This is a genomic window from Gordonia sp. J1A, assembly GCF_055393515.1.
Genome location: NZ_AP041607.1, coordinates 843,303 through 868,763, shown reverse-complemented (window position 1 = coordinate 868,763; position 25,461 = coordinate 843,303). Strand labels below are relative to the sequence as shown.

The 25,461-nt window shown below is 68.6% G+C and carries 28 protein-coding genes and 1 pseudogene; 6 read left to right on the top strand and 23 right to left on the bottom strand.

The window, feature by feature from the left end; all coding sequences use genetic code 11:
• Window positions 1-4: 4 nt before the first annotated feature.
• Window positions 5-754: an FAD-dependent thymidylate synthase gene (gene thyX / locus ACZ5QD_RS04060; protein ID WP_006896247.1), complete on the bottom strand. Its 750-nt coding sequence runs from the start codon at window positions 752-754 to the stop codon at window positions 5-7.
• A 133-nt stretch (window positions 755-887) separates the two neighbouring features.
• On the opposite strand from thyX, the gene ACZ5QD_RS04055 reads away from it, so the two are divergent.
• Window positions 888-1,733 (top strand): tyrosine-protein phosphatase, encoded by an 846-nt coding sequence (locus tag ACZ5QD_RS04055; protein WP_006896246.1) that lies wholly within the window; start codon window positions 888-890, stop codon window positions 1,731-1,733.
• Between the two features lie 24 nt (window positions 1,734-1,757).
• On the opposite strand, the gene ACZ5QD_RS04050 is transcribed toward ACZ5QD_RS04055, so the two are convergent.
• From ACZ5QD_RS04050 to ACZ5QD_RS04005, 10 genes are all read right to left on the bottom strand, one after another.
• Window positions 1,758-2,522 carry an HAD-IIB family hydrolase gene (locus ACZ5QD_RS04050; RefSeq protein WP_045540388.1) on the bottom strand — a complete coding sequence of 255 codons (765 nt, stop codon included), beginning with the start codon at window positions 2,520-2,522 and terminating at the stop codon, window positions 1,758-1,760.
• A gap of 67 nt (window positions 2,523-2,589) precedes the next feature.
• Window positions 2,590-3,537, bottom strand: coding sequence for a beta/alpha barrel domain-containing protein (locus ACZ5QD_RS04045; protein ID WP_006896244.1), 948 nt, complete (start codon window positions 3,535-3,537; stop codon window positions 2,590-2,592).
• The gene (locus tag ACZ5QD_RS04040) at window positions 3,534-4,760 is read right to left on the bottom strand and encodes a CaiB/BaiF CoA transferase family protein (RefSeq protein ID WP_006896243.1); all 1,227 of its coding nucleotides are present in this window, start codon (window positions 4,758-4,760) and stop codon (window positions 3,534-3,536) included. Before ACZ5QD_RS04040 ends, ACZ5QD_RS04045 begins: the two co-directional genes overlap by 4 nt.
• A gap of 13 nt (window positions 4,761-4,773) precedes the next feature.
• Window positions 4,774-6,003 carry a winged helix-turn-helix domain-containing protein gene (locus ACZ5QD_RS04035; RefSeq protein WP_464367123.1) on the bottom strand — a complete coding sequence of 410 codons (1,230 nt, stop codon included), beginning with the start codon at window positions 6,001-6,003 and terminating at the stop codon, window positions 4,774-4,776.
• 8 nt (window positions 6,004-6,011) lie between these two features.
• A complete protein-coding gene (locus ACZ5QD_RS04030) occupies window positions 6,012-6,359 on the bottom strand; it encodes a nitroreductase/quinone reductase family protein (protein WP_006896241.1) in 348 nt (115 codons plus the stop codon).
• Window positions 6,360-6,391: 32 nt separating this feature from the next.
• On the bottom strand, window positions 6,392-6,799 hold the full coding sequence (locus tag ACZ5QD_RS04025; RefSeq protein ID WP_006896240.1) for a VOC family protein: 408 nt from the start codon (window positions 6,797-6,799) through the stop codon (window positions 6,392-6,394).
• Window positions 6,800-6,877: 78 nt separating this feature from the next.
• A complete protein-coding gene (locus tag ACZ5QD_RS04020; RefSeq protein ID WP_006896239.1) occupies window positions 6,878-7,291 on the bottom strand; it encodes a helix-turn-helix domain-containing protein in 414 nt (137 codons plus the stop codon).
• A 1-nt stretch (window position 7,292) separates the two neighbouring features.
• Window positions 7,293-8,024 (bottom strand): class I SAM-dependent methyltransferase, encoded by a 732-nt coding sequence (locus ACZ5QD_RS04015; protein WP_045538539.1) that lies wholly within the window; start codon window positions 8,022-8,024, stop codon window positions 7,293-7,295.
• The gene (locus tag ACZ5QD_RS04010) at window positions 8,021-8,509 is read right to left on the bottom strand and encodes a dihydrofolate reductase (RefSeq protein ID WP_006896237.1); all 489 of its coding nucleotides are present in this window, start codon (window positions 8,507-8,509) and stop codon (window positions 8,021-8,023) included. Before ACZ5QD_RS04010 ends, ACZ5QD_RS04015 begins: the two co-directional genes overlap by 4 nt.
• Window positions 8,510-8,542: 33 nt before the next feature.
• Window positions 8,543-9,349, bottom strand: a complete 807-nt coding sequence (locus ACZ5QD_RS04005) for a thymidylate synthase (RefSeq protein WP_045538537.1) — start codon at window positions 9,347-9,349, stop codon at window positions 8,543-8,545.
• A 144-nt stretch (window positions 9,350-9,493) separates the two neighbouring features.
• Here ACZ5QD_RS04005 and ACZ5QD_RS04000 point away from each other — a divergent pair, with 144 nt between their 5' ends.
• Both ACZ5QD_RS04000 and ACZ5QD_RS03995 read left to right on the top strand, forming a co-directional pair.
• Window positions 9,494-10,036 carry a hypothetical protein gene (locus ACZ5QD_RS04000; protein WP_197078081.1) on the top strand — a complete coding sequence of 181 codons (543 nt, stop codon included), beginning with the start codon at window positions 9,494-9,496 and terminating at the stop codon, window positions 10,034-10,036.
• Between the two features lie 245 nt (window positions 10,037-10,281).
• Window positions 10,282-10,515 carry a hypothetical protein gene (locus tag ACZ5QD_RS03995; RefSeq protein ID WP_156150472.1) on the top strand — a complete coding sequence of 78 codons (234 nt, stop codon included), beginning with the start codon at window positions 10,282-10,284 and terminating at the stop codon, window positions 10,513-10,515.
• 121 nt (window positions 10,516-10,636) lie between these two features.
• Here ACZ5QD_RS03995 and ACZ5QD_RS03990 read toward each other — a convergent pair whose 3' ends face one another.
• Window positions 10,637-11,077: a hypothetical protein gene (locus tag ACZ5QD_RS03990; RefSeq protein ID WP_045538533.1), complete on the bottom strand. Its 441-nt coding sequence runs from the start codon at window positions 11,075-11,077 to the stop codon at window positions 10,637-10,639.
• Window positions 11,078-11,242: 165 nt separating this feature from the next.
• Between ACZ5QD_RS03990 and ACZ5QD_RS03985 the strand changes: the two genes are divergently transcribed.
• Window positions 11,243-12,070, top strand: coding sequence for a hypothetical protein (locus ACZ5QD_RS03985; RefSeq protein ID WP_045538531.1), 828 nt, complete (start codon window positions 11,243-11,245; stop codon window positions 12,068-12,070).
• 26 nt (window positions 12,071-12,096) lie between these two features.
• On the opposite strand, the gene ACZ5QD_RS03980 is transcribed toward ACZ5QD_RS03985, so the two are convergent.
• From ACZ5QD_RS03980 to dapB, 5 genes and pseudogenes are all read right to left on the bottom strand, one after another.
• The gene (locus tag ACZ5QD_RS03980) at window positions 12,097-12,894 is read right to left on the bottom strand and encodes a hypothetical protein (RefSeq protein WP_045538529.1); all 798 of its coding nucleotides are present in this window, start codon (window positions 12,892-12,894) and stop codon (window positions 12,097-12,099) included.
• A 3-nt stretch (window positions 12,895-12,897) separates the two neighbouring features.
• The gene (locus ACZ5QD_RS03975) at window positions 12,898-13,353 is read right to left on the bottom strand and encodes a flavodoxin family protein (protein ID WP_045538547.1); all 456 of its coding nucleotides are present in this window, start codon (window positions 13,351-13,353) and stop codon (window positions 12,898-12,900) included.
• A 47-nt stretch (window positions 13,354-13,400) separates the two neighbouring features.
• Window positions 13,401-13,616 (bottom strand): annotated as a pseudogene (locus tag ACZ5QD_RS03970) (flavodoxin family protein); the annotation flags it as partial.
• 27 nt (window positions 13,617-13,643) lie between these two features.
• Window positions 13,644-14,132, bottom strand: coding sequence for a hypothetical protein (locus ACZ5QD_RS03965; RefSeq protein WP_045538527.1), 489 nt, complete (start codon window positions 14,130-14,132; stop codon window positions 13,644-13,646).
• 6 nt (window positions 14,133-14,138) lie between these two features.
• The gene (gene dapB / locus ACZ5QD_RS03960) at window positions 14,139-14,891 is read right to left on the bottom strand and encodes a 4-hydroxy-tetrahydrodipicolinate reductase (RefSeq protein ID WP_006896232.1); all 753 of its coding nucleotides are present in this window, start codon (window positions 14,889-14,891) and stop codon (window positions 14,139-14,141) included.
• Window positions 14,892-15,066: 175 nt separating this feature from the next.
• On the opposite strand from dapB, the gene ACZ5QD_RS03955 reads away from it, so the two are divergent.
• The gene (locus ACZ5QD_RS03955; RefSeq protein ID WP_464367122.1) at window positions 15,067-17,109 is read left to right on the top strand and encodes a neutral/alkaline non-lysosomal ceramidase N-terminal domain-containing protein; all 2,043 of its coding nucleotides are present in this window, start codon (window positions 15,067-15,069) and stop codon (window positions 17,107-17,109) included.
• Between the two features lie 34 nt (window positions 17,110-17,143).
• On the opposite strand, the gene ACZ5QD_RS03950 is transcribed toward ACZ5QD_RS03955, so the two are convergent.
• The 5 genes from ACZ5QD_RS03950 to ACZ5QD_RS03930 form a co-directional block, all read right to left on the bottom strand.
• Complete coding sequence (locus ACZ5QD_RS03950) at window positions 17,144-17,782, bottom strand: response regulator (RefSeq protein WP_464367121.1); 639 nt, start codon at window positions 17,780-17,782, stop codon at window positions 17,144-17,146.
• A gap of 43 nt (window positions 17,783-17,825) precedes the next feature.
• Window positions 17,826-19,067: a sensor histidine kinase gene (locus ACZ5QD_RS03945; RefSeq protein WP_006896229.1), complete on the bottom strand. Its 1,242-nt coding sequence runs from the start codon at window positions 19,065-19,067 to the stop codon at window positions 17,826-17,828.
• Between the two features lie 179 nt (window positions 19,068-19,246).
• Window positions 19,247-21,514, bottom strand: a complete 2,268-nt coding sequence (locus tag ACZ5QD_RS03940; protein WP_062366823.1) for a polyribonucleotide nucleotidyltransferase — start codon at window positions 21,512-21,514, stop codon at window positions 19,247-19,249.
• Between the two features lie 424 nt (window positions 21,515-21,938).
• Entirely contained in the window at window positions 21,939-22,208 is a 270-nt protein-coding gene (gene rpsO, locus ACZ5QD_RS03935) for a 30S ribosomal protein S15 (RefSeq protein WP_006896227.1), read from the bottom strand.
• Between the two features lie 153 nt (window positions 22,209-22,361).
• A complete protein-coding gene (locus ACZ5QD_RS03930; protein ID WP_081598100.1) occupies window positions 22,362-23,324 on the bottom strand; it encodes a bifunctional riboflavin kinase/FAD synthetase in 963 nt (320 codons plus the stop codon).
• A 58-nt stretch (window positions 23,325-23,382) separates the two neighbouring features.
• Between ACZ5QD_RS03930 and ACZ5QD_RS03925 the strand changes: the two genes are divergently transcribed.
• A complete protein-coding gene (locus ACZ5QD_RS03925; protein ID WP_197462915.1) occupies window positions 23,383-24,063 on the top strand; it encodes a metal-dependent transcriptional regulator in 681 nt (226 codons plus the stop codon).
• Window positions 24,064-24,560: 497 nt separating this feature from the next.
• Here ACZ5QD_RS03925 and truB read toward each other — a convergent pair whose 3' ends face one another.
• A complete protein-coding gene (gene truB / locus ACZ5QD_RS03920; protein WP_045538520.1) occupies window positions 24,561-25,460 on the bottom strand; it encodes a tRNA pseudouridine(55) synthase TruB in 900 nt (299 codons plus the stop codon).
• Window position 25,461 lies beyond the last annotated feature (1 nt).

Below are 25,461 nucleotides of genomic sequence, written 5' to 3'. Positions count from 1 at the left end.
GCGCTCAGCCCTCGAATACGAAGGGCGAGGTCGCGACTTCGGTTCCGTCGGCGAGTTCGCCGATTTCGAAGTCCCCGAACGCCGTCGGTGCCACCTCGCGGAGCCGGCGCAGGCATTCCACGGCCAGCTGGCGGATCTCGACGTCCGCGTGCTCGGTCGCCCGCATTCCGATGAAGTGGCGCCAGGCCCGGTAGTTGCCGGTCACGACGATCCGCGTCTCCGTCGCATTCGGCAGCACCGAGCGGGCCGCCTGTCGGGCCTGCTTGTGCCGCAGGATCGCATTCGGGACGTCGGCGAACTTGGCCTCGAGCTCGGCCAGGAGGTCGGCATAGGCGCGCCGCGCCGCGTCGGTCGCTTCGACGAACAACTCCTCGAGGCGCTCGTCACCGCGGATCGCCGGCGGCGCGACCACGTTGGAATCGTGTTCGGGGACGAAGCGCTGCGAGAGCTGCGAGTAGGAGAAGTGGCGATGACGGATCAGCTCGTGCGTGCACGACCGGGAGATCCCGGTGATGTAGAAGGTGCACGTGGCGTGTTCGAACAACGACGTGTGGCCCACCTCCAGGACGTGACGCAGATAGCCGGCGTTGGTGGCGGTGCGCGGATTCGGCTTGTGCCAGCTCTCGTAGCAGGCGCGACCGGCGAACTCGATGAGGGCCTCACCACCGTCGGCGTCGGTATCCCAGTCCACCTCCGGCGGCATGAACTGCGTTGCCGCGACCAGCTGGACCTTCAGCGGCACTAATTCGGACACGTCGCAACTCCTCGGCACTGCAGCGGCTCATGACGGGCTCTGCGGGTCATGGCACCCGGACAGCCTCGAGCCTCGATTGTCTCGCATCCGGTTCGTCCTGCGGCATCCGGGCCGGTGGTGCATCATCGGTCCAGTGAGCTCTTCGATCCGCCGCCGTCGCCTCGCGGCCCTCGCCCTGTCCGCCGCCCTGTCCGTCACCGCCCTGTCCGTCACCGTGGTCGTTCCGACGGCCTCCTCTCCGGCCCTGGCCGCACCTGCCGCCGCATCACCGGTGGCCACGGCCGCCGTCACGAACTCGGCGATCACGCCCGGACGGGAGATCGGGCTGGAGGGGACGATCAACACCAGGACGCTCGAGGGCTATCGCGCCGCCGACGGTCGGCATGTCAACGGACTCGTGCTGCGGAGCGACAATCTCTCGCGGCTCACCGCATCCGACATCTCAGCGCTGCGCGCCCGCGGTCTGGCGACGGTGATCGATCTGCGGACCGGTATCGAGCGGGCAGTCCAACCCGACCGTCGCGTGCCCGGCACGCGCCAGGTGAGTGCGGACGTCCTCGGACAGGTGTCGCCGCTGAGTCTGATCGACGTCGCGTCGGCGTATCCGGAATTCGTCACCGACGCCAACGCGCGCGCTCAGCTCCGCACGGCCGTCCTCGAGATCGCGAAGACGGCGAAGACCGGCCGGACCACGCTTTTCCACTGTTCGGCGGGCAAGGACCGCACCGGCTGGGTGGCGGCCGTCCTGCTGACCGTCCTCGGTGTCGACCGCGCGACGATCGAGGCGGACTATCTCGCCTCCAACCACTATCGGCGTGCATCGGCCACCGACCCGATCAACGGCGTGGACATCTCGATGCTGAACTCGGCCTTCGCGGCCGCTGATCGCGTCTACGGCTCGATGGACGGCTACCTCCGCAAGGGGCTGCGCCTGACGGATGAGGACGTCGACTCGCTCCGGAGCAGCCTGCTGAGCTGAGGCCCCGGTGGCCGGCGCGGCGCGTCAGCCGCGGACGATGGCGCCCAGCTTCGCGTAGGTGTCCTGCCAGCCGTGGACGGCGACCGCGTCGATGCCGAGTTCAGCCACCGGACGGTCGTTGCCGCCCTCGTCGAGACGGTCGCCGAAGAACAGGATGTCGTCGGTGCCCAGGCCGAGGATCTCCATCAGACGGCGCGCCCCGTAGGCCTTGTCGATCCCCTTCGCCGTGATGTCGACCGACGTCGATCCGCCGCTGCGGACCTCGAGGTCGGGCAGCCGCTCGGCGGCGTACGCACGCAGCGACTCCTTCTTGCGCCCGTCCGGATCCCACGCCGCCTTCGCGTCGACCGGCGCGGACTGGCCGAGCGCGGAGAAGGTGACCTGACTGCCGCGGTCCTCCAGGATCGGGCCCCAGGTCTTCTCCTCCCAGAGCCCGAGCTCACGTGCGCCGGCCTCCACCACCCGCATGGCCTCGGCCTTCTGGTGGTCGGAGAGGTCCTCGGCGTACACCGTCTCCCAATCCCGGCCGGACCACCGGACGTAGCGGGTGCCGTTGGTGGGCATCAGGTGCAGGTTGCCGCGGTCCGCGAAGTCGCCGAGCCGGTCGAGGACCTGCGACTGGAATTGCCCGTACTGACCGCCGGAGATGATGCAGCCCATGCTTCCGGCGAGCAGTTCCCGGAACAGCCCGACCATCTCGTCGCTCATCGCGGTCTTCGACGGCGCCAGGGTGTCGTCGAGATCGAACATGACGAGTCGGTAGGTCTTGCCGTTGTGCGTGACGGACACGTGTCCACCCTTCCGTTAAGTGTGCGCGCAGAAGTGTAGCCGGGCGCCGGTCCCGGGCCGGTGCGGGTCAGTCCCCGGCGATGACCCAGTCGAAGGCCTGCGCCTTGGACCGCGCTCCCTGCGCGGCCTTCGACCGCGACCGTTCACCGAGTTCGGCGAGCAGCCGTTCACCCGCACGGACGAGGTCCGCGAGCACGGCCGGCGTCAGGTATCCGGGGCGAGTGGCGAAGAGGAGGTCCTCACTCGCGGTGTTGCCGCTGGCGCCGGGAGCGAACGGGCAGCCGCCGAGTCCGCCGAGCGCACCGTCCACCAGTCGGGCGCCGCCGTCGGCGGCGGCCAGCGAGTTCGCGACGCCCATCCCCCAGGTGTCGTGTCCGTGGAAGACGAGCCTGCGTTCGCCCGCGCCGACGGTCGCGAACAGGTCGCGCACCTGATCGGGGTGGGCCTGGCCGAGCGTGTCGGCGAGCACCACGTCGTCGGCGTCCGCCGTGCGCGGGTCGGCGACGATGCCGCGGACACGATCCGGGTCCACCGGACCGTCGAACGGGCAGGTGAACGCGGTGGCCAGACAGAGTTGGATGCGGCCGCCCGCCTCCTTGGCCGCCGCGACGGCTCGCGGCATGGCGGCGATGCTGTCCTCGGCGGACCGGCCGATGTTCGCCTTGTTGTGCGCGTCCGACACCGACAGGCAGTACTGAAAGTTCCGGACGCCCGCCGCGGCGGCCTTCTCGACGTGTCTCGGGGTGGCGACCCACACCCAGCAGCGGTCGAGTTCGTCCGGCGTCAGTTGCGCGACGATGTCGAGGGTGCCCGCCATCGGCGGAACCAGATCGGGTCGCGCCATCGAACCGATCTCGAGTTCGGGCACACCCGCCGCCAACAGGGTGCGTGCCAGTGCCACGCGGACTTCGACGTCGAGCACCTTGCCGGTGAGCTGCAGTCCGTCACGCAGGGTCACGTCCCGGAGGGCGACCTGCGAATAGTCCGTGGCTCCGGAGGCCGACTGCGCGCTCATCGCCGTCCTCCCAGAAAACGCGCGCGGATCTCGTCGGTGTGCTCACCCAGGTCGGGGCCGACCGAGCGGATCGGCAGCGAGGTCTCGCCGAGTACCGGGACGATGCCCGGGAACGCGACCCGGCGCGGCTCGGGGCCGCCGGCGTCGACGTCGAACTCCTGAATCATGTTCCGTGCGCGGTACTGCTCGTCCGCGACGATGTCGGCGGCGGTGTAGATCGGGCCCGCGGGGACGGCCGCGTCGTCGAGCACGGCGAGCACCTCGTCGCGCGACCTCGCGCCGGTCCACTCCCCGATCGCCGCGTCGATCTCGTCGCGCCGCCGCCACCGGCCGTCGTTGGTGGCCAGATCGGGGTCGTCGGCGAGATCGTCGCGGCCGATCGCTCTCATGTAGCGGGGGAAGATCGCATCCGCGTTGCCCGAGATGACGACGGAACTGCCGTCCCGGCAGAGATAGCCGTTCGACGGTGCGATGCCCTCCATGCGTCCGCCGGTCCGTTCTCGCTTCACCCCGTACGCCCCGAGGTCGGGCACCAGCGACTCCATCATCGAGAAGATCGCCTCGTTCAGGGCGACGTCGACGATCCGATCGGCCAACGGCAGTCCGGGCTCACCGTCGCCGCCGCGGTTCTCGTCGCGCCTGCGCAGACGCTCGTAGAGCGCCATCACGGCGCCGAAGGCTCCGTAGAGTCCAGCGATCGAATCCCCGATCGAGACCCCGACGCGCACCGGCGGCCGATCGGGGTCGCCGACCAGTTCGCGGAACCCGCCGTAGGCTTCGGCGACCGCCGCGAAGCCCGGCCTTTCCGAATAGGGGCCGGTCTGACCGAACGCGGAGATGCGGACGAAGATCAGGTCCGGGTTCGCCTCGCTGAGCGCCTCGGGGCCCAGCCCCCATCGCTCCAGAGTCCCGGGACGGAAGTTCTCGAGAACCACATCGCAGTGCGCGGCAAGGCTTTTGACGTCCTCGCGCCCCTGTTCGGTCTTGAGGTCGAGCACCACGGACTTCTTGTTCCGGTTGATCGTCCGGAACAGCATCGACGTCTCGCCGTCGTACAGGCGCCAGTTGCGGAGTTCGTCGCCGGTCTCACGTTCGATCTTGATGACCTCGGCGCCGAAGTCGGCCAGCATGCGCCCGGCGGTCGGCGCCGCGATGTAGTTGCCGAGCTCGAGCACCCGGACCCCGTCGAGCGGCAGCCTCCGCTGGTGTTGTGGAGAGTTCACGCCTGCCAGCCTATTAGCCGCGGGCGGCTTCGGAGCGCAAGGCGGGACCGAGGTCGCCGCGTCCGGTGACCTCAACCCGGTCGAGGCCGCGCCAGTCGGCCAGCGCCGCCAGGTCGACGGCCAGCGACCGCGCGACCCGCGCGGTGTCGGCGCCCGGCTCCGCGTGTGCCGAGAGCACCCGGAGGACGCCCGCGGCGCGGTCGGCTTTGAGGTCGACGCGAGCCGTCAGTTCCTCGTCCATCAGATACGGCAGCACGTAGTAACCGTGCACCCGTTTGTGCTCGGGTACGTAGATCTCGATCCGGTAGCGGAAGCCGAAGAGCCGCTCGGTGCGCGGGCGGTAGAACACCAGCGGATCGAAGGGCGACAGCAGCGTCGAATGCGGTACTCGGCGCGGCAGCCGCGCGTCGCGGTGCAGATAGGCGGGCTCGCTCCAGCCGTCGACCCGCACCGGCGTCACCACTCCGGCGTCGACGAGGTCGCCCAGCACGTCGCGGACCTCGGCGGTCCGCAAGCGGTAGTAGTCGGCCAGGTCGGCCGCCGTCGCGACCCCGTGCGCGGCCGCGGCGCGGGACACCAGCTCGCGGTGCGCATCTCGCCGGCCGACCGTGACACCGACGCGCTCGGCGCCGACGACGCGCTCGGCGAGGTCGTAGTGCCGGTGGAAGTGCGGGCTCCGCACCGCCGACAGCGAACCGGCCGCGAACATCGCCTCGCACAGATGCTTCACCTCACCGCGCATCCACCAGGAGCCGCGCTCGGCCGGAGCCCGCGTGATGCCGAGCGCGTCCTCGATCTCGCGCGGGGTCATCGCACCTTGATCGGTGATCACGGCGAGCACGTCGGCCGCACGGGACCTGTTGCGCTGCAGCACCTCTCGCGTATGGCGGTAGCGGCCGTCGCGGTACTCGTCCATCCGCCAGCCGAACAGCGGCCAGTCGTCGACCGGAACCAGGGCCGCCTCGTGTGCCCAGTACTCGGCGAGCAGCCGCGGGCTCCGCGCCCTCGGGCGCCAGGCCGCGCCGTCGAGAAGCCCGTCACGATACGCTCCGAGCCGGCTGAACGCGGGGAGGTAGTGCGCTCGCGCGAGGACGTTCACCGAGTCGAGCTGAAGCAGCCGTGTGCGGCTCAGCACTCGTCGCAGATGTCTACGGGTCGGCTCGCCCGCCGGCGGCGGATCCGCGAATCCCTGCGCCGCAAGGGCGATGCGGCGGGCCTGCGCCACCGAGAGTTCGGCGCGCATCGCCGTCATCAGTGTACGGCGTCGAGGGTGATGTACACCGCGGTGCCCTCGTCCGTGGACTTCGCGACAGCCGTGCCGGTGCGGTCGACGCCCTCGAGCCGGATCCCGATCGGCGCCGGTCCGGGATCGAAGTTGCGCCACCAGTTCTTCTTGTCCGGCATCGCGACGCCGACGATCACCTCGTCGGCGCCGCGGCGGCGGTATGCGACCGGCAGCGAGAACTGCTTCCCACTCCGCCGGCCGGTGTAGGTGATCTCGGTCATCGATCTCGACAGCATCCCACCGACCACGGGCGCCCTCAGAATCGGGGCCACCAGCCTGTTGACACCGTGCGCGACTCGCTGAAACGTGTTCATCTCGACGAGCCTAACCGCGCCGCGCCCGCGCGTCAGCCGGCGGCGTTGATGCGGACCATGTTCCCGGCGGGGTCGCGGAACGCACAGTCCCGCGGCCCCCACGGCTGATCGATCGGCTCCTGGAGCACTTCGGCTCCGGACGCGGAGACCTTCTCGAAGATCGCATCGAGATCGTCGGAGCGGAACACGATCGGCGGCATCATGCCCTTGGCGACGAGACGGTGGATCGCCTCGGCGTCCTCGGGCGAGCGGCCGCCTCCGGGCTGCGACAGCACCACCTCGACCGACGGCTGATCGGGCAGGCGCAGGGTGACCCAGTGGTGGTCGCCGTTGGCGACGTCGCGCGTCACCTCCAGACCGAGGGCGTCGCGGTAGAAGCCGAGTGCGGCGTCGATGTCGTCGACGGTGATGGGACAGTAGGTCAGTTCGATGTTCGTCATGCGGACAACGCTAGAGGTCCCGCCGTCGCCGTGCTTCTCGAAAACTGCTCGGTTCCCACGGCCGTGCTCCTCGGGGCGTCAGCCGAACGGCATCGGACGCGCGAGGATCTTGGTCATACACGACGGCAGCCCCTCGAGAGGCTCGTGCGAGCGCGCCCGGTAGGCGCTGGGCGTCTCCCCCGTCAGGCGCCGGAACGTGGAACTGAACGAGCCGAGCGAGGTGAACCCGACCTCGACGCACGCATCGGTGACGCTCATACCGGACCGGAGCAGCGCCATCGCCCGTTCCACCCGCCTCGTGACCAGGTAGCCGTACGGGGTCTCGCCGTACGCGATCTTGAACTCCCGGCTGAAATGCGCCGTGGACATCAGCGCCCGGCGCGCCATCGTCGGCACGTCGAGGGGTTCGGCGTATTCGCGATCCATCAGGTCCCGAGCGCGACGGAGGTGGGCGAGCGTCTCCGGAGACTGCGGGGTGGACGGACCGGGCATGTCAGCGCACTCTCCCGGCGATGACCGTCACCGGCCATCGCACGACGCGGCGGTCGTCGCCCCAGCGCGGCGCGAGGTCGGCGGCGAGTGCGTCGACGAGCCCGCCGGCATCGGCCTCGCCGGCGCGGCGGACCGCGGACCAGGTGCCGAGGTAGCCGACGAACTCCTCGAGCGTCCACGATCGTTCGATGGTGAACGCGGGTGTGTCGAGACGCTCGAACGGGAACTCCAGTTCGGCGTAGCCGTTGTCGACGTGCCGGCGCTCGGGCGGCCAGTAGGGTCCGATCTCCTCGCGGTAGAACGTCCCGAACCGGTCCGCCAGGTCGTCGTCGAGCACGAGGACCCCGTAGGTGATCAAGGCCAGCACTGCGTCGTCGACCGCGATCCGGCGCACCTCGCCGTAGAACGCGCTCAGATCGAACCAGTGCGCGGCCTGCGCGGCCGTGACCAGGTCCGCGGTGTGGTCTTCGACGGCGAGGTGCTCGGCCGCACAGACGCGGTAGTCGATGTTGCCCGCGGTCACCGCGTGAGCTATCTGCTCGCCCGCCGGATCGAGTCCGACGACGCCGGTGAAGCGCTCGGCAAGCAGCGCGGTGAGCTGGCCGGTTCCGCAGCCGACGTCGACCGCGCGGCGAGTGTCCGGCGCCGCCGAGGCGAGGGCGTCGACCAGTGCGGCCGGATACGTCGGCCGATAGCGGGCGTAGTCGTCACCGCCCGCGCTGAACCAGCTCACCGTCGCCGGTAGTCGATGAACCGGTACAGCGTGCCGGTCGACGAGTACAGCCACTCGCCGACGGTCACCGACTCCCATCGGTCGGGATCCACGACGGGTGCGAAGGCGTCGGCGCCGTCCACCAGCACGTCGATCTCGGTGACCCGCAGGTGTGTGGCCCGGTCGATGGCCGCGGCGTAGATCTCCCCGCCGCCGATCACCGCGGCCGCCTCGCCCGCCGCGTCCAGCGCCGCCTCGAGGCCGGCGACGATCTCGGCACCGTCGGCGCGGTAGTCGCGCGCCCGCGTGATCACGATGTTGCGCCGCCCGGGCAGCGGACGCACCGCGGTCGGCAACGACTCCCAGGTCTTGCGACCCATGATCACGGTCGAGCCGCCGGTGATCTCCTTGAAGCGCCGCATGTCCTCCGGGACGCGCCACGGGATCACGCCGGCGCGGCCGATGGCTCCCGCGCGGTCCTGCGCCCACACCAGGGTGATTGTCATGTCCGCTCCGTTCCCGAGGAGGGTGTCACCGGCTCAGACCGCGACCGGCGCTTTGATCGCCGGATGCGACCGGTATCCCACGACCTCGAAGTCGTCGTACTGGTAGTCGAAGATCGAGTCGGCCCTGCGCAACTTGAGCGTCGGATACGGCAGCGGTTCGCGCGAGAGCTGCTCGCGCACCTGGTCGACGTGGTTGTCGTAGATGTGGCAGTCGCCGCCGGTCCACACGAACTCGCCGACCTCCAGCTCGGCCTGCTGCGCCATCATGTGCGTGAGCAGGGCGTAGGACGCGATGTTGAACGGAACGCCGAGGAACAGGTCGGCGCTGCGCTGGTACAGCTGGCAGCTCAGCCGCCCGTCGGCGACGTAGAACTGGAAGAACGCGTGGCACGGCGGCAGCGCCATCTGCGGAATCTCTCCGACGTTCCACGCGGATACGATGTTGCGCCGCGAGTCGGGGTCGGTGGTCAGCGTCTCCAGCGCCAGGGCGATCTGGTCGACGTGCTCACCCGACGGCGTGGGCCAGTTGCGCCACTGCACGCCGTAGACCGGGCCGAGCTCCCCGTTCGGCGACGCCCACTCGTCCCAGATGCTCACCCCGTGCTCCTGCAGCCACCGGACGTTCGAGTCGCCGCGCAGGAACCACAGGAGTTCGTAGATGATCGACTTGAGATGCACCTTCTTGGTGGTGATCAGAGGAAAGCCCTGCGAGAGGTCGAAGCGCATCTGGTGGCCGAACACGCTGCGTGTTCCGGTCCCGGTGCGATCGGCCTTCGGGGTTCCGGTCTCCAGCACCAGTCTCAGCAGGTCCTCGTACGGGGTCGGGATCGACGCGCTCACGTCGTCGAGTCTAGCGAGCGTTCGCCGGTCCCGGTCGCAGCGGCGAGATCGGCGGTTCCGGCCCACCCATCCATCGGAACCGTCTTCCGACTCTCCGCCTGCGTATTCTTGATCCAAGAACTGGATGGCTCACAGAAATGCAGTATGAGCAAGAGCCAGTCGGTCGCCGATCAGCGAGAGGCCACCGACCAGGAATCGGCCTGCCGACTGAACGGACTTGACGGAGTGCAAGACCTGCTCCGGCTCGACGCCGCCATCATCGCTGAGCTACGTCGACGCGGCCTCGTACGCACCAGCAACAAGCCGCTCGGCGACGTCGCCGAGGCGGTGGTCCACGCCGCACGCGGCGGTGTACTGGAGCCGAACAGCACCAAGTCCCACGACATCACCGCGCCGGGTGGTCAGCGCATCCAGGTCAAGGCGATGGGTGTGCGATCCGCGGGCCTCGCAGCGAAGTTCAGCGCGTTCCGCTCGACCGACTTCACCACCGCCGTGTTCCTGGTGTGCGACCTCGACTTCCACCTGGTCGAAGCGCGTGAGGTCGACGCCGCCGACATTGAGCAGACCAAAGTCGTCGCCCACGTCAACGGACGGCAGCCGACCCTGCGCTGGGTCCGCTCGCTCGGCACCGACGTCACCGCCGAGATGCAGGCCGCGTGGACGCGCCTCAACGAGACGCCCACCTGACCGGACCGCCTCTGCACCCCAGCGGTGCATGATCAACACATCGACCGCCTCGCGGGTCGACCGGAACCTTCGCAAGTCCCGTAGCCGGGTTCCGGTCGATCCGCAGGGCGGTCGAGTCATATCTGCACCGTCCACAACGCCTTTCAGTCGCCTCGACAACACCGGCAATACAGTTTCCGTGCCTTCGAGATTGCCGACGCTTTCGCCCCGAGTGGCTTTGCACCCTACTTGCTTGACTGACAAGCATGAGCACCACGGCGATCACCCACCCCCGCGAACGGACCATGGCCGCATGGAGATCTCGGCTCGGTGTCCTCGCGTCCCGAGGTGAAACCACCGGCCCCCGCGTCGGCGAGTGCCGCGCTGAGCTGTCGTGGTGGCGGCTGCGCGCCGCCCTCGACCGCGAAGTCGCCGCCGGGTACCTCGACGCCGACCGCGCCAACGATCTGCTCGATGAGGCGGTGGGCACGATGACATGAACGCCGTGCCTCCATCCGCGACCCCTCGATCCGAGATCTGAGGAGACCGACCATGACCACCACCGAGACGACCATCGAGGGCCAGATCCTCGACCAGCTGCATCGCCTCGACCCGACTGCGCTAACGGCGTTGCTCGTCGTCGATGTCGGGGTGCGTGTACTCGGCATCGACGCTATCGCGCTTCACGTCCATGACCTTGAGCAGTTCGCCCTTCGGTCCATAGAGCTTTGTGCGCACCCGCCACCCCTCGGGCGGCTCGTGGTTCTCGTACTCGGGCGGCTGCTCGCGAATCCGCTTGCGGCCCCACTCGATCAGGCCCTTGATCGTGGCCTTCGCCAGCTCCACCGTCAGACCGCCGCCGACTCCGACGAGATAGGCGGTGAGAATGTCGAGGGGCGGCGCTCCCATGCCGCCGAGTTCGCGATAGACCAACTGTGTCTCGACGCCCTGCGATCGCAGCACGTCGGGCAGAGACTCCAGCGCCTCGCGGTGGTGGGGTTCGAGGTAGTCAGTGCGTGCGCGTACCTCGATGAGGATCGAGGGCGGGGGCGGTGTGGTCATCGTCGAAATGTATCGACGTGCGCTGACAGATTGGCCTGAAACGACACACGCCCCCGGTGGGAGAGCGAGCACCAGGGGCGGTGCGGAAGGTGACGATGGATGGCCTCGACACCCACCGGCGACGATAGCGCCGGTGGGGGCAGCCGCAGCAGATACGCTCTGCGCATGAGTGAGAGCGAGAGCGCGCGCCTGCCGGGCCAGGACAAAATCGAGCGCGCATTCGAGATTCGAGATGAGCTGCGGGACCTACTCGAAGAACTGCTCACCGCCGAGAAGAAGTACTCCCGGCGCAGCAACATGTCGGAGGCGTCCGAACCCACCGTGTGGGCTGAATGGACGCTCGATGAGGTCCCCGACTACACAAGGTCGTCGCTGCTCATGGGCGACGTCATCCACAACCTCAGAGCCGCAATAGACCACGCGGTCTGGGCTGTCACACCGCCACGGATTCAGACCAACAACCCCCTCGACGTAGCGTTCCCACTCCAGCGCTCGGCCGAGTCTTTCAAGAAATGGATTGGCAAACGCAAGAAGTGGTACGGCCCGACCGTCACCGAAGTGTTCGAGTCCCAACAGCCGTACCACGCAGGCGCCGACAAACTGCACCCGCTTCACGTGCTCCAGCACCTCTCGAACACTGACAAGCATCGACTGCTGAACGTGGTGGCCAACAACGCAGTTCGGATGGCCGAGGTGCGCGTATCACCTCGACCACCCGGCGGCGTGAAGTCGAGCGTGTACGAGGGAGTCGTTGAGGCGGGTGGAGTCCTCGCGCGTGTTGAGTTCGCGCGACCCGCTGACAGCGGTGCTGTCGACCTCATGCCGGTGTTCGCGTTCGAGCAGGTCTTTCACTACGTTGACCCCACCGGGGCGGAGCGCTGGTTACAGCTCGGCGAGGCGATGAATGCCGTGTGCCCGGCGGTCGTCGAGGCAGTCGGCTACCTTGTCTCCGCCCACGAAAAGGATCTCGACGACGGGTGGCAGCCGCAGTAAACGCTCGATTGCAGCGAGAGAACGGTCTACGCAGACCCCGCTTCTCCCTCAAGTCCATCGTCACCAGGGCCGTGCAGAGAGTCTGGATAGCCATCGATGAACGTCGCGACGATCGCTCGCGTCCATTTCAACCAGTTGACTCTTTCATCATGGTCGACGTGTGGATTCCCGCCGTGTCGCCTCGGCTTCGCCAGCGCGGCAAGCTCTTTTGCCCGTCCTTCGTCAATTGAAAGCGCGGCACGCAGGCGCCCCCACGCCCGCTTTTCCCGATTGTTTCGTGAGTCACGCTCGTCGACGAACTCCTCACGCAGACTTTCCAGCGCTCGGTAGCAGTAGAAAGGGGTGTCGTCGGACAAGCTAAGCGCCGACCTCATGTCCGCGAGAGCGTGCCGGATATTGGCATTGTTCGCCGCTAGCTGCGCATAGCGATTCATGGTCTCCGCCGCGACTGCCTGATCTTCAACAAGTGCGATCTCGGGAAACGACGATCTAGCACCGGTTGCTGCTCTGTCGGCGATCGTGCCGGTCATGAACTGGGGTTCCAGCTTAGCCCCGAGGTGGAAACCCAACGAATCCAACATCCCGCGCAACACGGCCTCGGTCTCACCCCAAAGCGGATTCAGGGTCGCCGCGTCCGCAATGGGGTCGCCAGTAAATGGATCACTGCCAAGGGTGACCTTCACGTTGAAGGTGGACTCTCGGAGAACGACGTCGAATCGCCGACCCTCCGCCTCGACGAACCGCACTCCGTCGAAATACCACGACCCGCCTTGAGGATGGACAAGACCCGTGAACGTGACGACGCATGAGTTGTCTGCACCCATCGGTCACTGCTCCATCAGACCGGCGGCGACGGTCGCGCCCAGTTCCCAGCACGCCTCCAGCACCGCTTTGTCCGGCTTGTTCGAGGCGATGACGTACTCGGCGGCCTTCTCCCAGCCGAGCCCGGCAGTGATCCGGTCAACCATATTCTCCGCACCTTCAGTCCCCTCATTCCCGTGCAGGTACAGCCCGAACGGGCGGCCCCGCGTCGAGTCGAGGATCTGGTAATAGGAACAGTCGAACCCGTGCTTGAGAGCACCCGAAATCGACCCGAGGTTGGCCGGGCTGCCGAGCACGTAGCCGTCCGCATCGAGAAAGTCGCTCGTCGACACCGACAGCGCCGCGCGGCGCACCACTTCGACGCCCTCGATCTCGGGATCGGTCGCACCGCTCACCACCGCCTCGAACATCGCCTGGCAGTGTGGCGAGGGCGTGTGGTGGATGATCAGCAAGCGCTTCATGCCGCCGACCTCCAAGAACATCTAATAGCGGGGTTATCGCAACTCAAATGTTTGAGAGCACCTGAAATGGAGCCGAGATTCGCCGGGCTGCCGAGCACGTACCCGTCCGCGTCGAGGAAGTCGCTCGTGGACACCGACAGCGCCGCGCGGCGCACCACCTCGACCCCCTCGATCTCGGGATCGGTGGCGCCGGCGACCACCGCCTCGAACATCGCCTGGCAGTGCGGCGAGGGCGTGTGGTGAACGATCAGCAATCGAGCCATGACGCCATCATGCCCCCGATCGCGCGATCACGACCGCTGCTCGGCCTTCGCCGCCCGATACTGCTCCGCGGCGCGCCGCATCATCTCGCGCGCCCGCGAGCGGTCGCCCGCGTAGTCGTATGCGCGAGCGATGCGATAGGTGCTCACCCAGTCGGACGGGTCGGCCTCCCATTCCACTTTGACCTGCTCGAAAAGTTCCAGGGCGGCGTCCTTCTCAATCCGCCCCGAGGGCCGCCGGGGCAAGTCGTCCACGTCGAGGTCGCGCCCCAGATCCTGCGCGGCCGCCACCATCCGCTGATGCTCGATCCCCGACCGCAGCGTCGACACCACCATCCAGACGCCGAGCAGCGGCAGCACGATCACACCGACGCCGAGCCCGATGCCGACGACACCGCCGTCGGAGATCAGGCCGATCGCGGTCCGGCTCAGCAGGACGAAGTACACGCAGAGCGCGACCACCAGGAAGGCGATGAGCGCGACGATCGGCCGGGCGTCGGCCTTCTTCTTCGCAGCCACCGACGACTACAGATCCATGAAGGTCTCGAGCCCCACCGTGAGCCCGGGACGGTCGACGATCTCGCGGACACCCAGCAGCACCCCGGGAACGAAGGAGTTCCGGTCGATGGAGTCGTGACGGATGGTGAGGGTCTCACCCTGGGTGCCGAAGAGCACCTCCTGGTGCGCGACCAGACCGGCCAGACGCACCGAATGCACGCGGACCCCGTCGACGTCGGCGCCGCGGGCACCCTCGAGTCCGGTCGACGTCGCGTCCGGACTCGCGCCGAGCCCGGCTTCCGCGCGCGCCGTCGCGATGAGCTGCGCGGTGCGCCCAGCGGTGCCGGACGGCGCGTCGGCCTTGTGCGGGTGGTGCAGTTCGATCACCTCCGCCGACTCGAAGAACCGCGCGGCCTGCTGCGCGAAGTGCATCGAGAGCACCGCACCGATCGCGAAGTTCGGAGCGATGAGCACGCCGACGCCGGGGTTCTGCTCCACCCAGCCGCGGACGGTGTCGAGCCGCTCGGCGGTGAAGCCGGTGGTGCCGACGACGGCGTGGATGCCGTTCTCGATGAGGAACTCGAGGTTGTCCATCACGACGTCCGGGTGCGTGAAATCGACGACGACGCGGGTCTGCGAGTCGACGAAAGCCGAGAGCGGATCGCCCTTGTCGACGCCCACGGTGAACACGGTCTCCGCCGACGCCTCGACGCCTTCGACGATCGCCTTGCCGACCTTGCCGTTACTGCCCAGCACACCCACGCGGATGCCGTTGCCCATGAGGGACCCTTTCGTCTCGTGAATCCACCCCAGTCTAGAAGGCGCCCGAACGCACCGCTCCGGCCGCTCGAGCCGTAACGTGCGCCAATCCCGAGCCATCTGTTGATCGTTCGATCAACAGCGGGCTAGGGTCACACCCGATCTGCGCTGAAGCACCAGTCACACGAGGAGTCCCATGAGTTCCGTCTCACGCCGAACCTTCCTGCAAGCCGCGGCCGTAGGGGCCACTGCGGCGACGGCGCTCGGCGCCGCATCGTTCGGCGAGACGGGACCGGCCTCCGCCGCGTCGGGTTATCTCGTCGGCGCGGGCAAGGGTGACATGACGGGAGCGATCGCCGGTCAGGGCATGATGGGCTACTCCGACATGGAACAGGTGGCGAAGGGACTGCTGCAGCGCACCTGGGCGCGGGCGTACATCATCGCCGACGCGGCCACCGGCAAGCGCGTCCTGTTCATCACCGCCGACATCGCGTGCGTCTTCGTCTCACACCATCAGACTTTGCTCGCCGAACTCGCGAAGCGGTACGGCACGACGTACACCGCGCAGAACGTCAACATCAACGCGACGCACAACCACAACTCCTGCGGCGGCACCGCATGGGATTACGCCTACGTCCTCGCCGCCAGGGGCCATCGGCACAATTCTTTCCGTGCCGAGATCGACGGGCTGCTCGACGCCGTCGCGGCCGCGCACGCCTCGCTGGGGCCGGGGACCGTCGAACTCGGGCACGCCGAACTCCACGACGCGAGCGCGAACCGGTCGATGCCGGCGTTCGAGCTCAATCCCGCCGCCGACCGCAAGCACTTCCCCGACGCCATCGACCCGCAGGTGACGGCCATCCGCCTGCGCCGCGGCGGAGCCGTCATCGGCGAGATCACCTGGTTCGCCACGCACGGCACTTCGCTCACCGACGCGAACTTCCTGATCAGTGCCGACAACAAGGGCTATGCCGCATACCTGGCCGAACAGCGCGACCCGAACGTCGTGAGCGCCCACGCGCAGACCAACGCGGGCGACATGAGCCCCAACCTGTGGCTGCGCAAGATGCATCCGGGCGGTCCGACCGCCGATCACCGGGCCAATCGCATCATCATCGGGCGCCGCCAGGATCAGGCCGCGCAGGCGGCCTTCCGTGCGGCGCGCCCGATGACCGCCGGCGGCGTCGACTCCGCCACCCGGTACGTCGACATGGCGAACGTCTCCATCGACGGCCACTACACACCGCACGGCAAGGCGGCTCGCACCTCACCCGCCATGATGGGCGCCGCTGCGGCGGCCACCAGCCAGGAGGACAACACCCGCAGCCAACTGGGATTCCTCAACGAGGGCGTGCGGAACGAGTTCGCGATGGCGCTCGGCGCCGGTACGGCCCCGACGCCCGATCCGTGGATCGTCGACAACCAGGCGCCGAAGGCGATTCTGTTCCCGCTCGGCATCCTCCCGCCGCGGCCGTGGATCGAACAGACTCTTCCGGTGCAGTTGATCCGGATCGGCGACCTCGTGCTCGCCGCGTTGCCGAGCGAGTCGACGATCGTCGCCGGCCTCCGAATCCGCCGGATCGTCGCCGACGCCCTCAAGGTCCCGCTGGAGAACGTCCTGCTGCAGGGCTACTCGAACGGCTACAGCCAGTACACCGTGACGCCGGAGGAGTACGTGGCCCAGCAGTACGAGGGCGGCGAGACGATGTTCGGCCGATGGACGCTGTGCGCCTACATGCAGGAGTTCGACGCCATGGCGCGGGCGATGGCCCGCGGAACCCGGCTGGCCGCCGGGCGCCGTCCGGCCGACACCTCGGGCCTGCAGCCGGATCTACTGGGCTCACAGCCCGCCGACACCCCGATACCCGGCCGCCGGTTCGGCCAGGTGATCTCGAAGGTGCCCGCCGCGGCGAAGCCCGGCACCACGCTCCGGGTGGCCTTCTGCGGCGCCTACCCGAGCAACCGGATCCGTCGTGGCGGATCGACCACCGGGTACTTCGCCGTCGAGAAGCTCACCGCCCGCGGCTGGACCGTCGCCTACGACGACGATCACGAGACCACCGAGATGACGTGGGAACGTCCCGGCGGCAGCCCGTCGGCGTCGAAGGTGACCGTCACGTGGCGTGTGCCGCGGGGCGCGGAGGGCGACTACCGGGTGCGGTACTACGGCGATGTGAAGAGCGCCTCGGGAGCGCTCCGCCCGATCAGCGGCGCGACCGGCCGCATCAAAGTCGGCTGAGACAGCACGCGGATCCGTCGGCTCGCGGGCGAAGTCAGCTCTGAACGAGATACAGCAGGATCGCGCGCACCCGGCGGTTGTCGGTCTCCGGGGGCAGGTCGAGTTTGAGGAAGATGTTGGCGACGTGTTTGGCGACCGCGGCGTCCGAGACCACCAGGGCAGCCGCGATCTCCGAGTTGCTCGCACCCCGCGCCATCAGTGCCAGCACCTGGGACTCCCGCGGGGAGAGCCGGTCGAGCGCGGCGGTGGCGAACAGCGCCGAGACGACCTCCGGGTCGACCACCACGCCGCCCGCGCACACCGTCTCGACCGCCCGGAGGAAGTCGGCGATCCGCCCCACACGCTCCTTGAGCAGGTAGCCGACCCGACCCCCGCCTTCGGTTCCGAGCAGTCGCCGCGCATAGGCCGCCGCCACGTACTGGGACAGGACCAGCACCGGCAGGTCGGGCCGGCGGCGACGCAGATCGAGCGCCGCCCGCAGGCCGTCGTCCCCGTCACCGGGCGGCATCCGTACGTCCGTGATCAGCAGGTCGATCGAATCCACGTCGATCTCGCGCAGCGCCGGGGCATCGGCGACGGTGCCGACCACCTGGTGCCCGGCGCCCTCGAGAATCCGCACGAGACCTTCGGTCAGCAGCACCGAGTCCTCCGCCACCACGATTCGCACGCTCACGCCTGTCAGTGTGGCCGACGGCCCGCCGGGCACGCCGACGGGGTCACCCGCGGACCGACCCGGACCAGCGAAGGACGGTCGGCCCGCCGACCGGGCTGACGACGGTGAGACTCGCCCCGATCGTCGCCGCCCGTTCCACCAGGCCCGCCAGCCCGCGTCCGGCTGCGGGCACCGCTCCCCCGCAGCCGTCGTCGGTCACGGTCATGCTGACGACGCCCGCCGCCTCGGCGAACTCGATCGTCACCGTCGACGCGCCGCCGTGCTTGGCCGCGTTCGTCACCGCTTCGCTGGCGGTGTAGAACAGTGCGCGCTCGGTCTCTCCCGGGAGCCGCCGGCCGGGTATCCATCCCGGACCCCGGATCACCCGGACCAGGACCGGTCCGCCGAGTTCGGCGCAGGCCGCCTCCACTCCGTGGTCGTCGAGCACCCGTGGATTGACGCCGCGCACCGTGTCGCGCAGTTCGGCCAGCGCCCGCTCCACACGCGCCTGAGCGGTCTCGATATGGGCCCGCGTGGCCGGATCGTCACTGTCCTGCGCGATCTCGCCGAGGTGCATCACCGCACCGACGAGGTGCTGCTGCGGACCGTCGTGCAGATCGCGCTCGATCCGTCGGCGCTCGGCCTCGAACGATCCGACGAGCGTTCCTCGCGACGACCGCAGGTCGGCCACCTGCGCCGCCAGTTCCTCTTCTCGCGGACCGAGCAGCCCGGCCGCGATGGACGCCACGATCGCGGCCGCCGCGCCGAACAGATACAGGGTGAGGATGAACAACGGCAGCGCGACCGGAACCACGCGCCAGGCCTCCTGCGGCGTCTCCAGCTGCCACGGCCCGATCGACATCTGACCGCCGGCCGCGACGACCAGCGGCGCCGCAGCGAATCCGCCGGTCAGCACGCAGGCGATCAGCAGACCGAGCGTCGCCAACGGAGCGAAGGCCGCCAGCGCCAGCGAGTACACCACCTCACGCCAGGTGACCGGCTCGGCGAGTCGGGCTCGCGCGCGGGCGCCGAACGATCCGGTCACCGCCGGATGCGGGTCGGCGATGGCCGCCATCCGGAGCATCCGGACCCGCTGCCGCTCGATGCGGCCCAAGAGGATCGACCAGGCGGGAGCGAACGGGAGCAGCACGATCACCACGTACGCCATGAACACCGTCCAGCCCAGTGCCAGCGAGATGATCGTGTACGCCACCGCGCGCCACGGGTAGGAGGAGAAGAGGAAGCGCAGCGGCGATCCCGAGAGCATTCGCCAGGGTGAGAGCCGATAGGCGTCGTCTGATGTCATGGCAAGAACGCTATCGATCGCCGTCGGTCCAGGGCACGGGAGCGGCCGCGAGTCTTCGGGGTAGTGCCCGCACTACCCCCACTCCGGCGCGGACCGGATGCCTACCGCGACGAGCTCGGCCCGGGACGCATGACACGTCCCGGGCCGAGCTCGTCTAGATCGAACAGGTGCGGTCGCCGTCAGGCGTCGACCGCGACCTCGTCCTTCGCGGCTTCGGCCGCATCGGCGCCGTCGCGCACCGGAACGAGGCTGATCTTGCCGCGCTCGTCGATGTCGGCGATCTCGACCTGCAGCTTGTCGCCGACCTTGACCACGTCCTCGACCTTGCCGATCCGCTTGCCGTTGCCCAGCTTGCTGATGTGGACCAGTCCGTCGCGGCCGGGGAGCAGGGAGACGAAGGCGCCGAAGGCGGCCGTCTTGACGACGGTGCCCAGGAAGCGCTCGCCGACCTTCGGCAGCTGCGGGTTGGCGATGGCGTTGACCTTGTCGATCGCCGCCTGCGCGGACGGGCCGTCTGCGGCGCCGATGAACACGGTGCCGTCGTCCTCGATCGAGATGTTGGCGCCGGTCTCCTCGGTGATGCCGTTGATCGTCTTGCCCTTCGGGCCGATCAGCTCACCGATCTTGTCCATCGGGATCTTGATGGTGGTGATGCGCGGCGCGTACGGGCTCATCTCGTCCGGCTCGTCGATGGCCTCGGCCAGCACGTCGAGAATGGTGAGACGGGCCTGCTTGGCCTGGCTCAGCGCACCGGCCAGGACCTTGGAGGGGATGCCGTCGAGCTTCGTGTCGAGCTGCAGAGCCGTCACGAAGTCCTTGGTGCCCGCGACCTTGAAGTCCATGTCGCCGAACGCGTCCTCGGCTCCGAGGATGTCGGTCAGGGCGACGTAGCGGGTCTCGGTCTTGCCGTCGATGGTGACCTCGTCGGAGACGAGGCCCATCGCGATGCCTGCGACCGGCGCCTTCAGCGGAACGCCCGCGTTCAGCAGCGAGATGGTCGACGCACACACCGAGCCCATCGAGGTGGAGCCGTTGGAGCCGAGGGCCTCGGAGACCTGACGGATCGCGTACGGGAACTCCTCCACGCTCGGGAGCACCGGCACCAGGGCCCGCTCGGCGAGCGCACCGTGACCGATCTCACGGCGCTTGGGCGAACCCACGCGGCCGGTCTCACCGGTCGAGTACGGCGGGAAGTTGTAGTGGTGCATGTACCGCTTGCTGGTCTCGGGGCCGAGCGAATCGATCTGCTGGGCCATCTTGACCATGTCCAGGGTGGTGATGCCCATGATCTGGGTCTCGCCACGCTCGAACAGCGCGCTGCCGTGTGCGCGCGGAACGACGCCGATCTCGGCGGACAACGCACGGATGTCGGTGATGCCGCGACCGTCGATGCGGAAGTGATCGGTGAGGATGCGCTGACGCACGAGTTTCTTGGTCAGCGACCGGTAGGCTGCGCCGAGCTCGCTCTCGCGGCCCTCGAAGCGCTCGCCGAGCGCCTCGAGCACGTCGCCCTTGAGTGCGTCGGTCGCGTTGTCGCGCTCCTGCTTGTCGGCGATCGCCATCGCCTCGCCGAGGCGGGTGGTGGCGAACTCGGCGACCGCCTCGTAAGCGTCGTCCTGGTAGGCCGGGAACAGCGGGAACTCGCGGGTCTCCTTCGCGGCGGCCGCGGCGAGCTGCTTCTGCGCCTCGCACAGGGTGGCGATGAACGGCTTGGCGGCCTCGAGGCCCTCGGCGACGACGGCCTCACTCGGCGCCTGGGCGCCGTCGGCGATCAGCGCGAGGACGTTGTCGGTGGCCTCGGCCTCGACCATCATGATCGCGACGTCGCCGCCGTCGATCAGGCGTCCCGCGACGACCATGTCGAAGACCGCGCCCTCGAGCTGCTCGACGGTGGGGAATGCGACCCACTGGCCGGCCTTGTTCTGCTCGGTCGGGATCAGCGCGACGCGCACGGCGCCCACCGGACCGGAGAACGGCAGACCCGAGATCTGCGTGGATGCGGACGCCGCGTTGATCGCGACCACGTCGTAGAGGTCCTTGGGGTCGAGCGACAGGACGGTCTCGACGATCTGGATCTCGTTGCGCAGGCCGTCGACGAACGACGGACGCAGCGGACGGTCGATGAGGCGGCAGGTGAGGATCGCGTCGGTCGACGGGCGGCCCTCGCGGCGGAAGAACGAGCCGGGGATGCGACCCGCGGCGTACATGCGCTCCTCGACGTCGACCGTGAGCGGGAAGAAGTCGAAGTGCTCCTTCGGCGACTTGGACGCGGTGGTCGTCGAGAGGATCATCGTGCCCTCGTCGAGGTACGCGGTCACCGAACCCGCGGCCTGCAGAGCCAGGCGGCCGGTCTCGAAGCGGATCGTGCGCTTGCCGAACGTTCCGTTGTCGATGACGGCGGAGACTTCGGTGATCGAATCATCGAAGTCGGCGTTGACGTCAGTCAAGAGTGTTTACCTTTCGTGGCAGCCGCGACGACACCACGACGGCGCCTGCGGCCTGTATTCAGCGGTCGGTTCGCGCAAGGCGCGGCGAACCGACAGACGATGGGCGCGAGTCTCGCGCCGGAAGTGGACGGCGCACCTGCGCCGTGAGCAGACGGCCTTCGATCGAAGCGGCCGGAATCGCTTGGGGATTCCGGCGGCCACTACCGAGGACCGATCCGACGATCACTACCGAACTGCCGCCAAGCGGCCTTCGTCCGCTACCAGCCTAACATTCTCCCTGCTGGGACGGCGGCTGTCGTCTGCGGCGACCGTCGGGCGTGTCCGCGGCGTCCTCGCCGACGAATCCCGATGCCGCCGTGCCCGACAGACAGCTGTGGCCGCCGTTCCGCGTGGGAACGACGGCCACAGAAGCAATCAGGGGGCGTCAGCGACGCAGACCCAGGCGCTCGATCAGCGAGCGGTAGCGGTTGATGTCGACGCTCGCGACGTACTTGAGCAGGCGGCGACGGCGACCGACGAGCAGCAGCAGACCACGACGGCTGTGGTGGTCGTGCTTGTGGAACTTGAGGTGCTCGGTCAGATCCGTGATGCGCTTGGTCAGCAGTGCGACCTGCGCCTCCGGCGAACCGGTGTCGGTCTCGTGCAGACCGTACTCGCTGAGGATGGCCTTCTTCTCTTCGGCGGTCAGAGCCATGAGAGATCTCCTTGATTTTCAGTTCCGTGCTCCAGGCCCTGCAACCAGCAGGGGGTGCGCCGCCACGGACCGCAGCTGACACCGGCGGCCAAGACTACCAGCGCTCGACCCCCGACCGGAAATCAGCGCCGGCGCATGGAGCGCTCGGGCGGGTCACTCCGCCCGCAGCAGGGTGCGCGTGCGCTCGACGTCGTTGTTCATCTCCGCGATCAGTGCGTCGACGCTGTCGAAGGGCTCCATGCCGCGCAGCCGTGCGACGAAGTCGACCGCCACATGCTGACCGTAGAGGTCGGCCTCCACATCCAGCACGTAGGCCTCCACCGTGCGGACTCTGCCGGAGAAGGTCGGGTTGGTGCCCACCGAGACCGCGGCCGGGTACCGCCGGCCGATGGTGACCCCGTCGGGCTGCGTGGCGCTGTCGAGCACGGTGAACCATGCCGCGTACACGCCGTCGCCGGGGATCGCGGTGTGCTCGGGCGGCGCGACGTTGGCGGTCGGGAAACCCAGGTCGCGGCCCCGGCGTTCGCCGTGCACCACGACGCCTTCCACACGATGCGGCCGGCCGAGCGCCTCGGCGGCCAGTTCCACGTCGCCCGCCGCGATGCACGACCGGATGTAGGTGGACGAGAAGGTCACGGCATGCTCACCGAACAGGGAGATCGCGGTGACCTCGAAGCCGAACCGCTCCCCCAGTTCGCGCAGTTTGGGAACGTCGCCGAGCGCCTTGTGGCCGAAGGTGAAGTTGTCGCCGACCACCACCTCGGCCGCGTGCAGTTCCTCGACGAGGACCGAGTGCACGAAATCCTCCGGCGACTGGGCCGCGAGGGTCGCGGAGAACGGGATCACGCAGAACACGTCGATCCCCATCTCCTCGGCGAGATCGGCACGCCGCCGCAGCGTCGACAACTGCGGCGGGTAAGCACCCGACCGCACCACCGACGACGGGTGCGGGTCGAAGGTCATCAGCACCGAGGGCACACCGCGCTCGGCCGCCGCCTTCGTGGCGGCGGCGACCAACTGCGCGTGCCCGCGATGGATTCCGTCGAACACGCCGATCGTGACCACGCATCGGCCCCAGCCCGCAGGGATGTCGTCCAAACCTCGCCAACGCAACACACGCTAAGCCTACGACTCGCCAGCAGCCGCTGCGCGTTCGGTGGGTAAGGTCGTACGCATGCCCGACTCTCGCCCGGTGAACGAACTCACCTCGGTAACCCAGGACTATCTGAAAGTGATCTGGACCTCGCAGGAGTGGTCGGACACGAAGGTCACCACGAAGTTGCTGGCCGAGAAGCTCGGCGTCTCACCGTCCACCGCGTCGGAGGGCATTCGGAAACTGGCCGATCAAGGTCTCGTGGACCATGCGCCCTACGGCGCGGTGACCCTGACCGAGACGGGGCGGGTGGCCGCCGTCGGCATGGTCCGGCGGCACCGCCTGCTCGAGACCTTCCTCGTCCGAGAGCTCGGCTATCGCTGGGACGAGGTGCACGCCGAGGCCGAGATCCTCGAACACGCGGTCTCGGAGCAGTTGCTGGCGCACATCGACGCCAAGCTGGGCCACCCGAAGCGCGACCCGCACGGCGACCCGATCCCGGCGTCCGACGGCACCGTGCCCGAGGCCGGCGCCGTGCAGCTGGCCGACCTCGACGTGGACCAGACCGGGGTCATCACCCGCATCTCCGACTCGGATCCGGAGATGCTGCGGTACTTCGAGGAGATCGGCGTCAATCTCGACTGCCGGGTGCGGGTCACCGAGAAGCGCTCGTTCGCCGGCACCATCACCGTCTGCGTCGACGATTCGGACCCGATCCATCTCGGTGACATCGCCGCCCGCGCGATTTTCGTCGACGGCTGAGATGCCGGCGCGCAGCGCCGCGGCCTATCGAGACCTGCACCACGTTCACACTCGAATCTCGATACGCTCGCTCACTACGTTCGCCGGCTACTCGATGAGCCTGCCAGAAACCCCATCCCGACAGGCTCCTCGAGTAGCCCCGGCGCGCAGCGCCGCGGCCTATCGAGACCTGCACCACGTTCACACTCGAGTCTCGATGCGCTCGCTACTCGATGAGCCTGCATGAACCCCCTCCCGACAGGCTCCTCGAGTAGCCCCGGCGCGCAGCGCCGCGGCCTATCGAGACCTGCACCACGTTCAGACTCGAGTCTCGATGAGCTCGCTACTCGATGAGCCTGCCAGAAACCCCCTCCCGACAGGCTCCTCGAGCAGCCCCGGCGCGCAGCGCCGCGGCCTATCGAGACCTGCACCACGTTCAGACTCGAGTCCCGATGCGCTCGCTACTCGATGAGCCTGCCTGCCCCCTCTGGCGGACCTGACCAGACCTTCGGCCGCCCTCAGCGCAGCGTCGCCGGTCGCACGACCATCACCGAACTCGCCCGCTTGCCCTTCTCCTGCACGAGAGCGATGGCCTGCCCGCGCGGATCGACCACCGTGTAGATACCCTTCATGCCCACCGGCTCCAGCCAGCGGCCCTGGCTGATCGACTCGGCCTCGTCGTCGGAGATCGCGCGATGCGGGAAGCACAACTTGGCCGCGTCGTCGATGCCGAGACTCAAACCGGGATTCTCGTCGACATCGGCCATCGTTCGCGAGTGCTCCAGGGTGAACGGCCCGACGGCGGTGCGTCGCAGCGCCGTCAGGTGCCCGCCGACGCCGAGCGCGGCACCGAGATCCCTTGCCAGAGAACGGATATAAGTGCCCGACGAGCAGTCGACCTCGACGTCGAGGTCGATGAACTCGCCGTCCCGGCGAGTATCGAGCACGTCGAAACGGTCGACGGTGACCGGCCGCGCCTGCAGTTCGAACTCGGCCCCGGTGCGGACGAGCGCGTGGGCGCGACGACCGTCGACCTTGATCGCGCTGACCTTGGCGGGCACCTGCTCGATGTCGCCGGTGAGCGACGCGACGACCGCCGCGATCTCCTCGTCGCGGACCCCCGAGGCGTCCCGCGATTCGATGACCTCGCCCTCGGCGTCGTCGGTCGACGTCGACTGCCCCAGCCGGATGGTCGCAGCGTACGACTTGGTGGTCAGCGAGAGCAGCCCGAGCAACTTGGTCGCGCGTTCGATGCCGATGACGAGAACCCCGGTCGCCATCGGGTCGAGGGTGCCCGCATGTCCGACGCGGCGGGTGTTGAACGCCTTGCGGCACTTGGCCACCACGTCGTGGCTGGTGATGCCGGCGGCCTTGTCTACGACGAGGAGTCCGGCGTTCTCGATGGAGGCGTCTGCCATG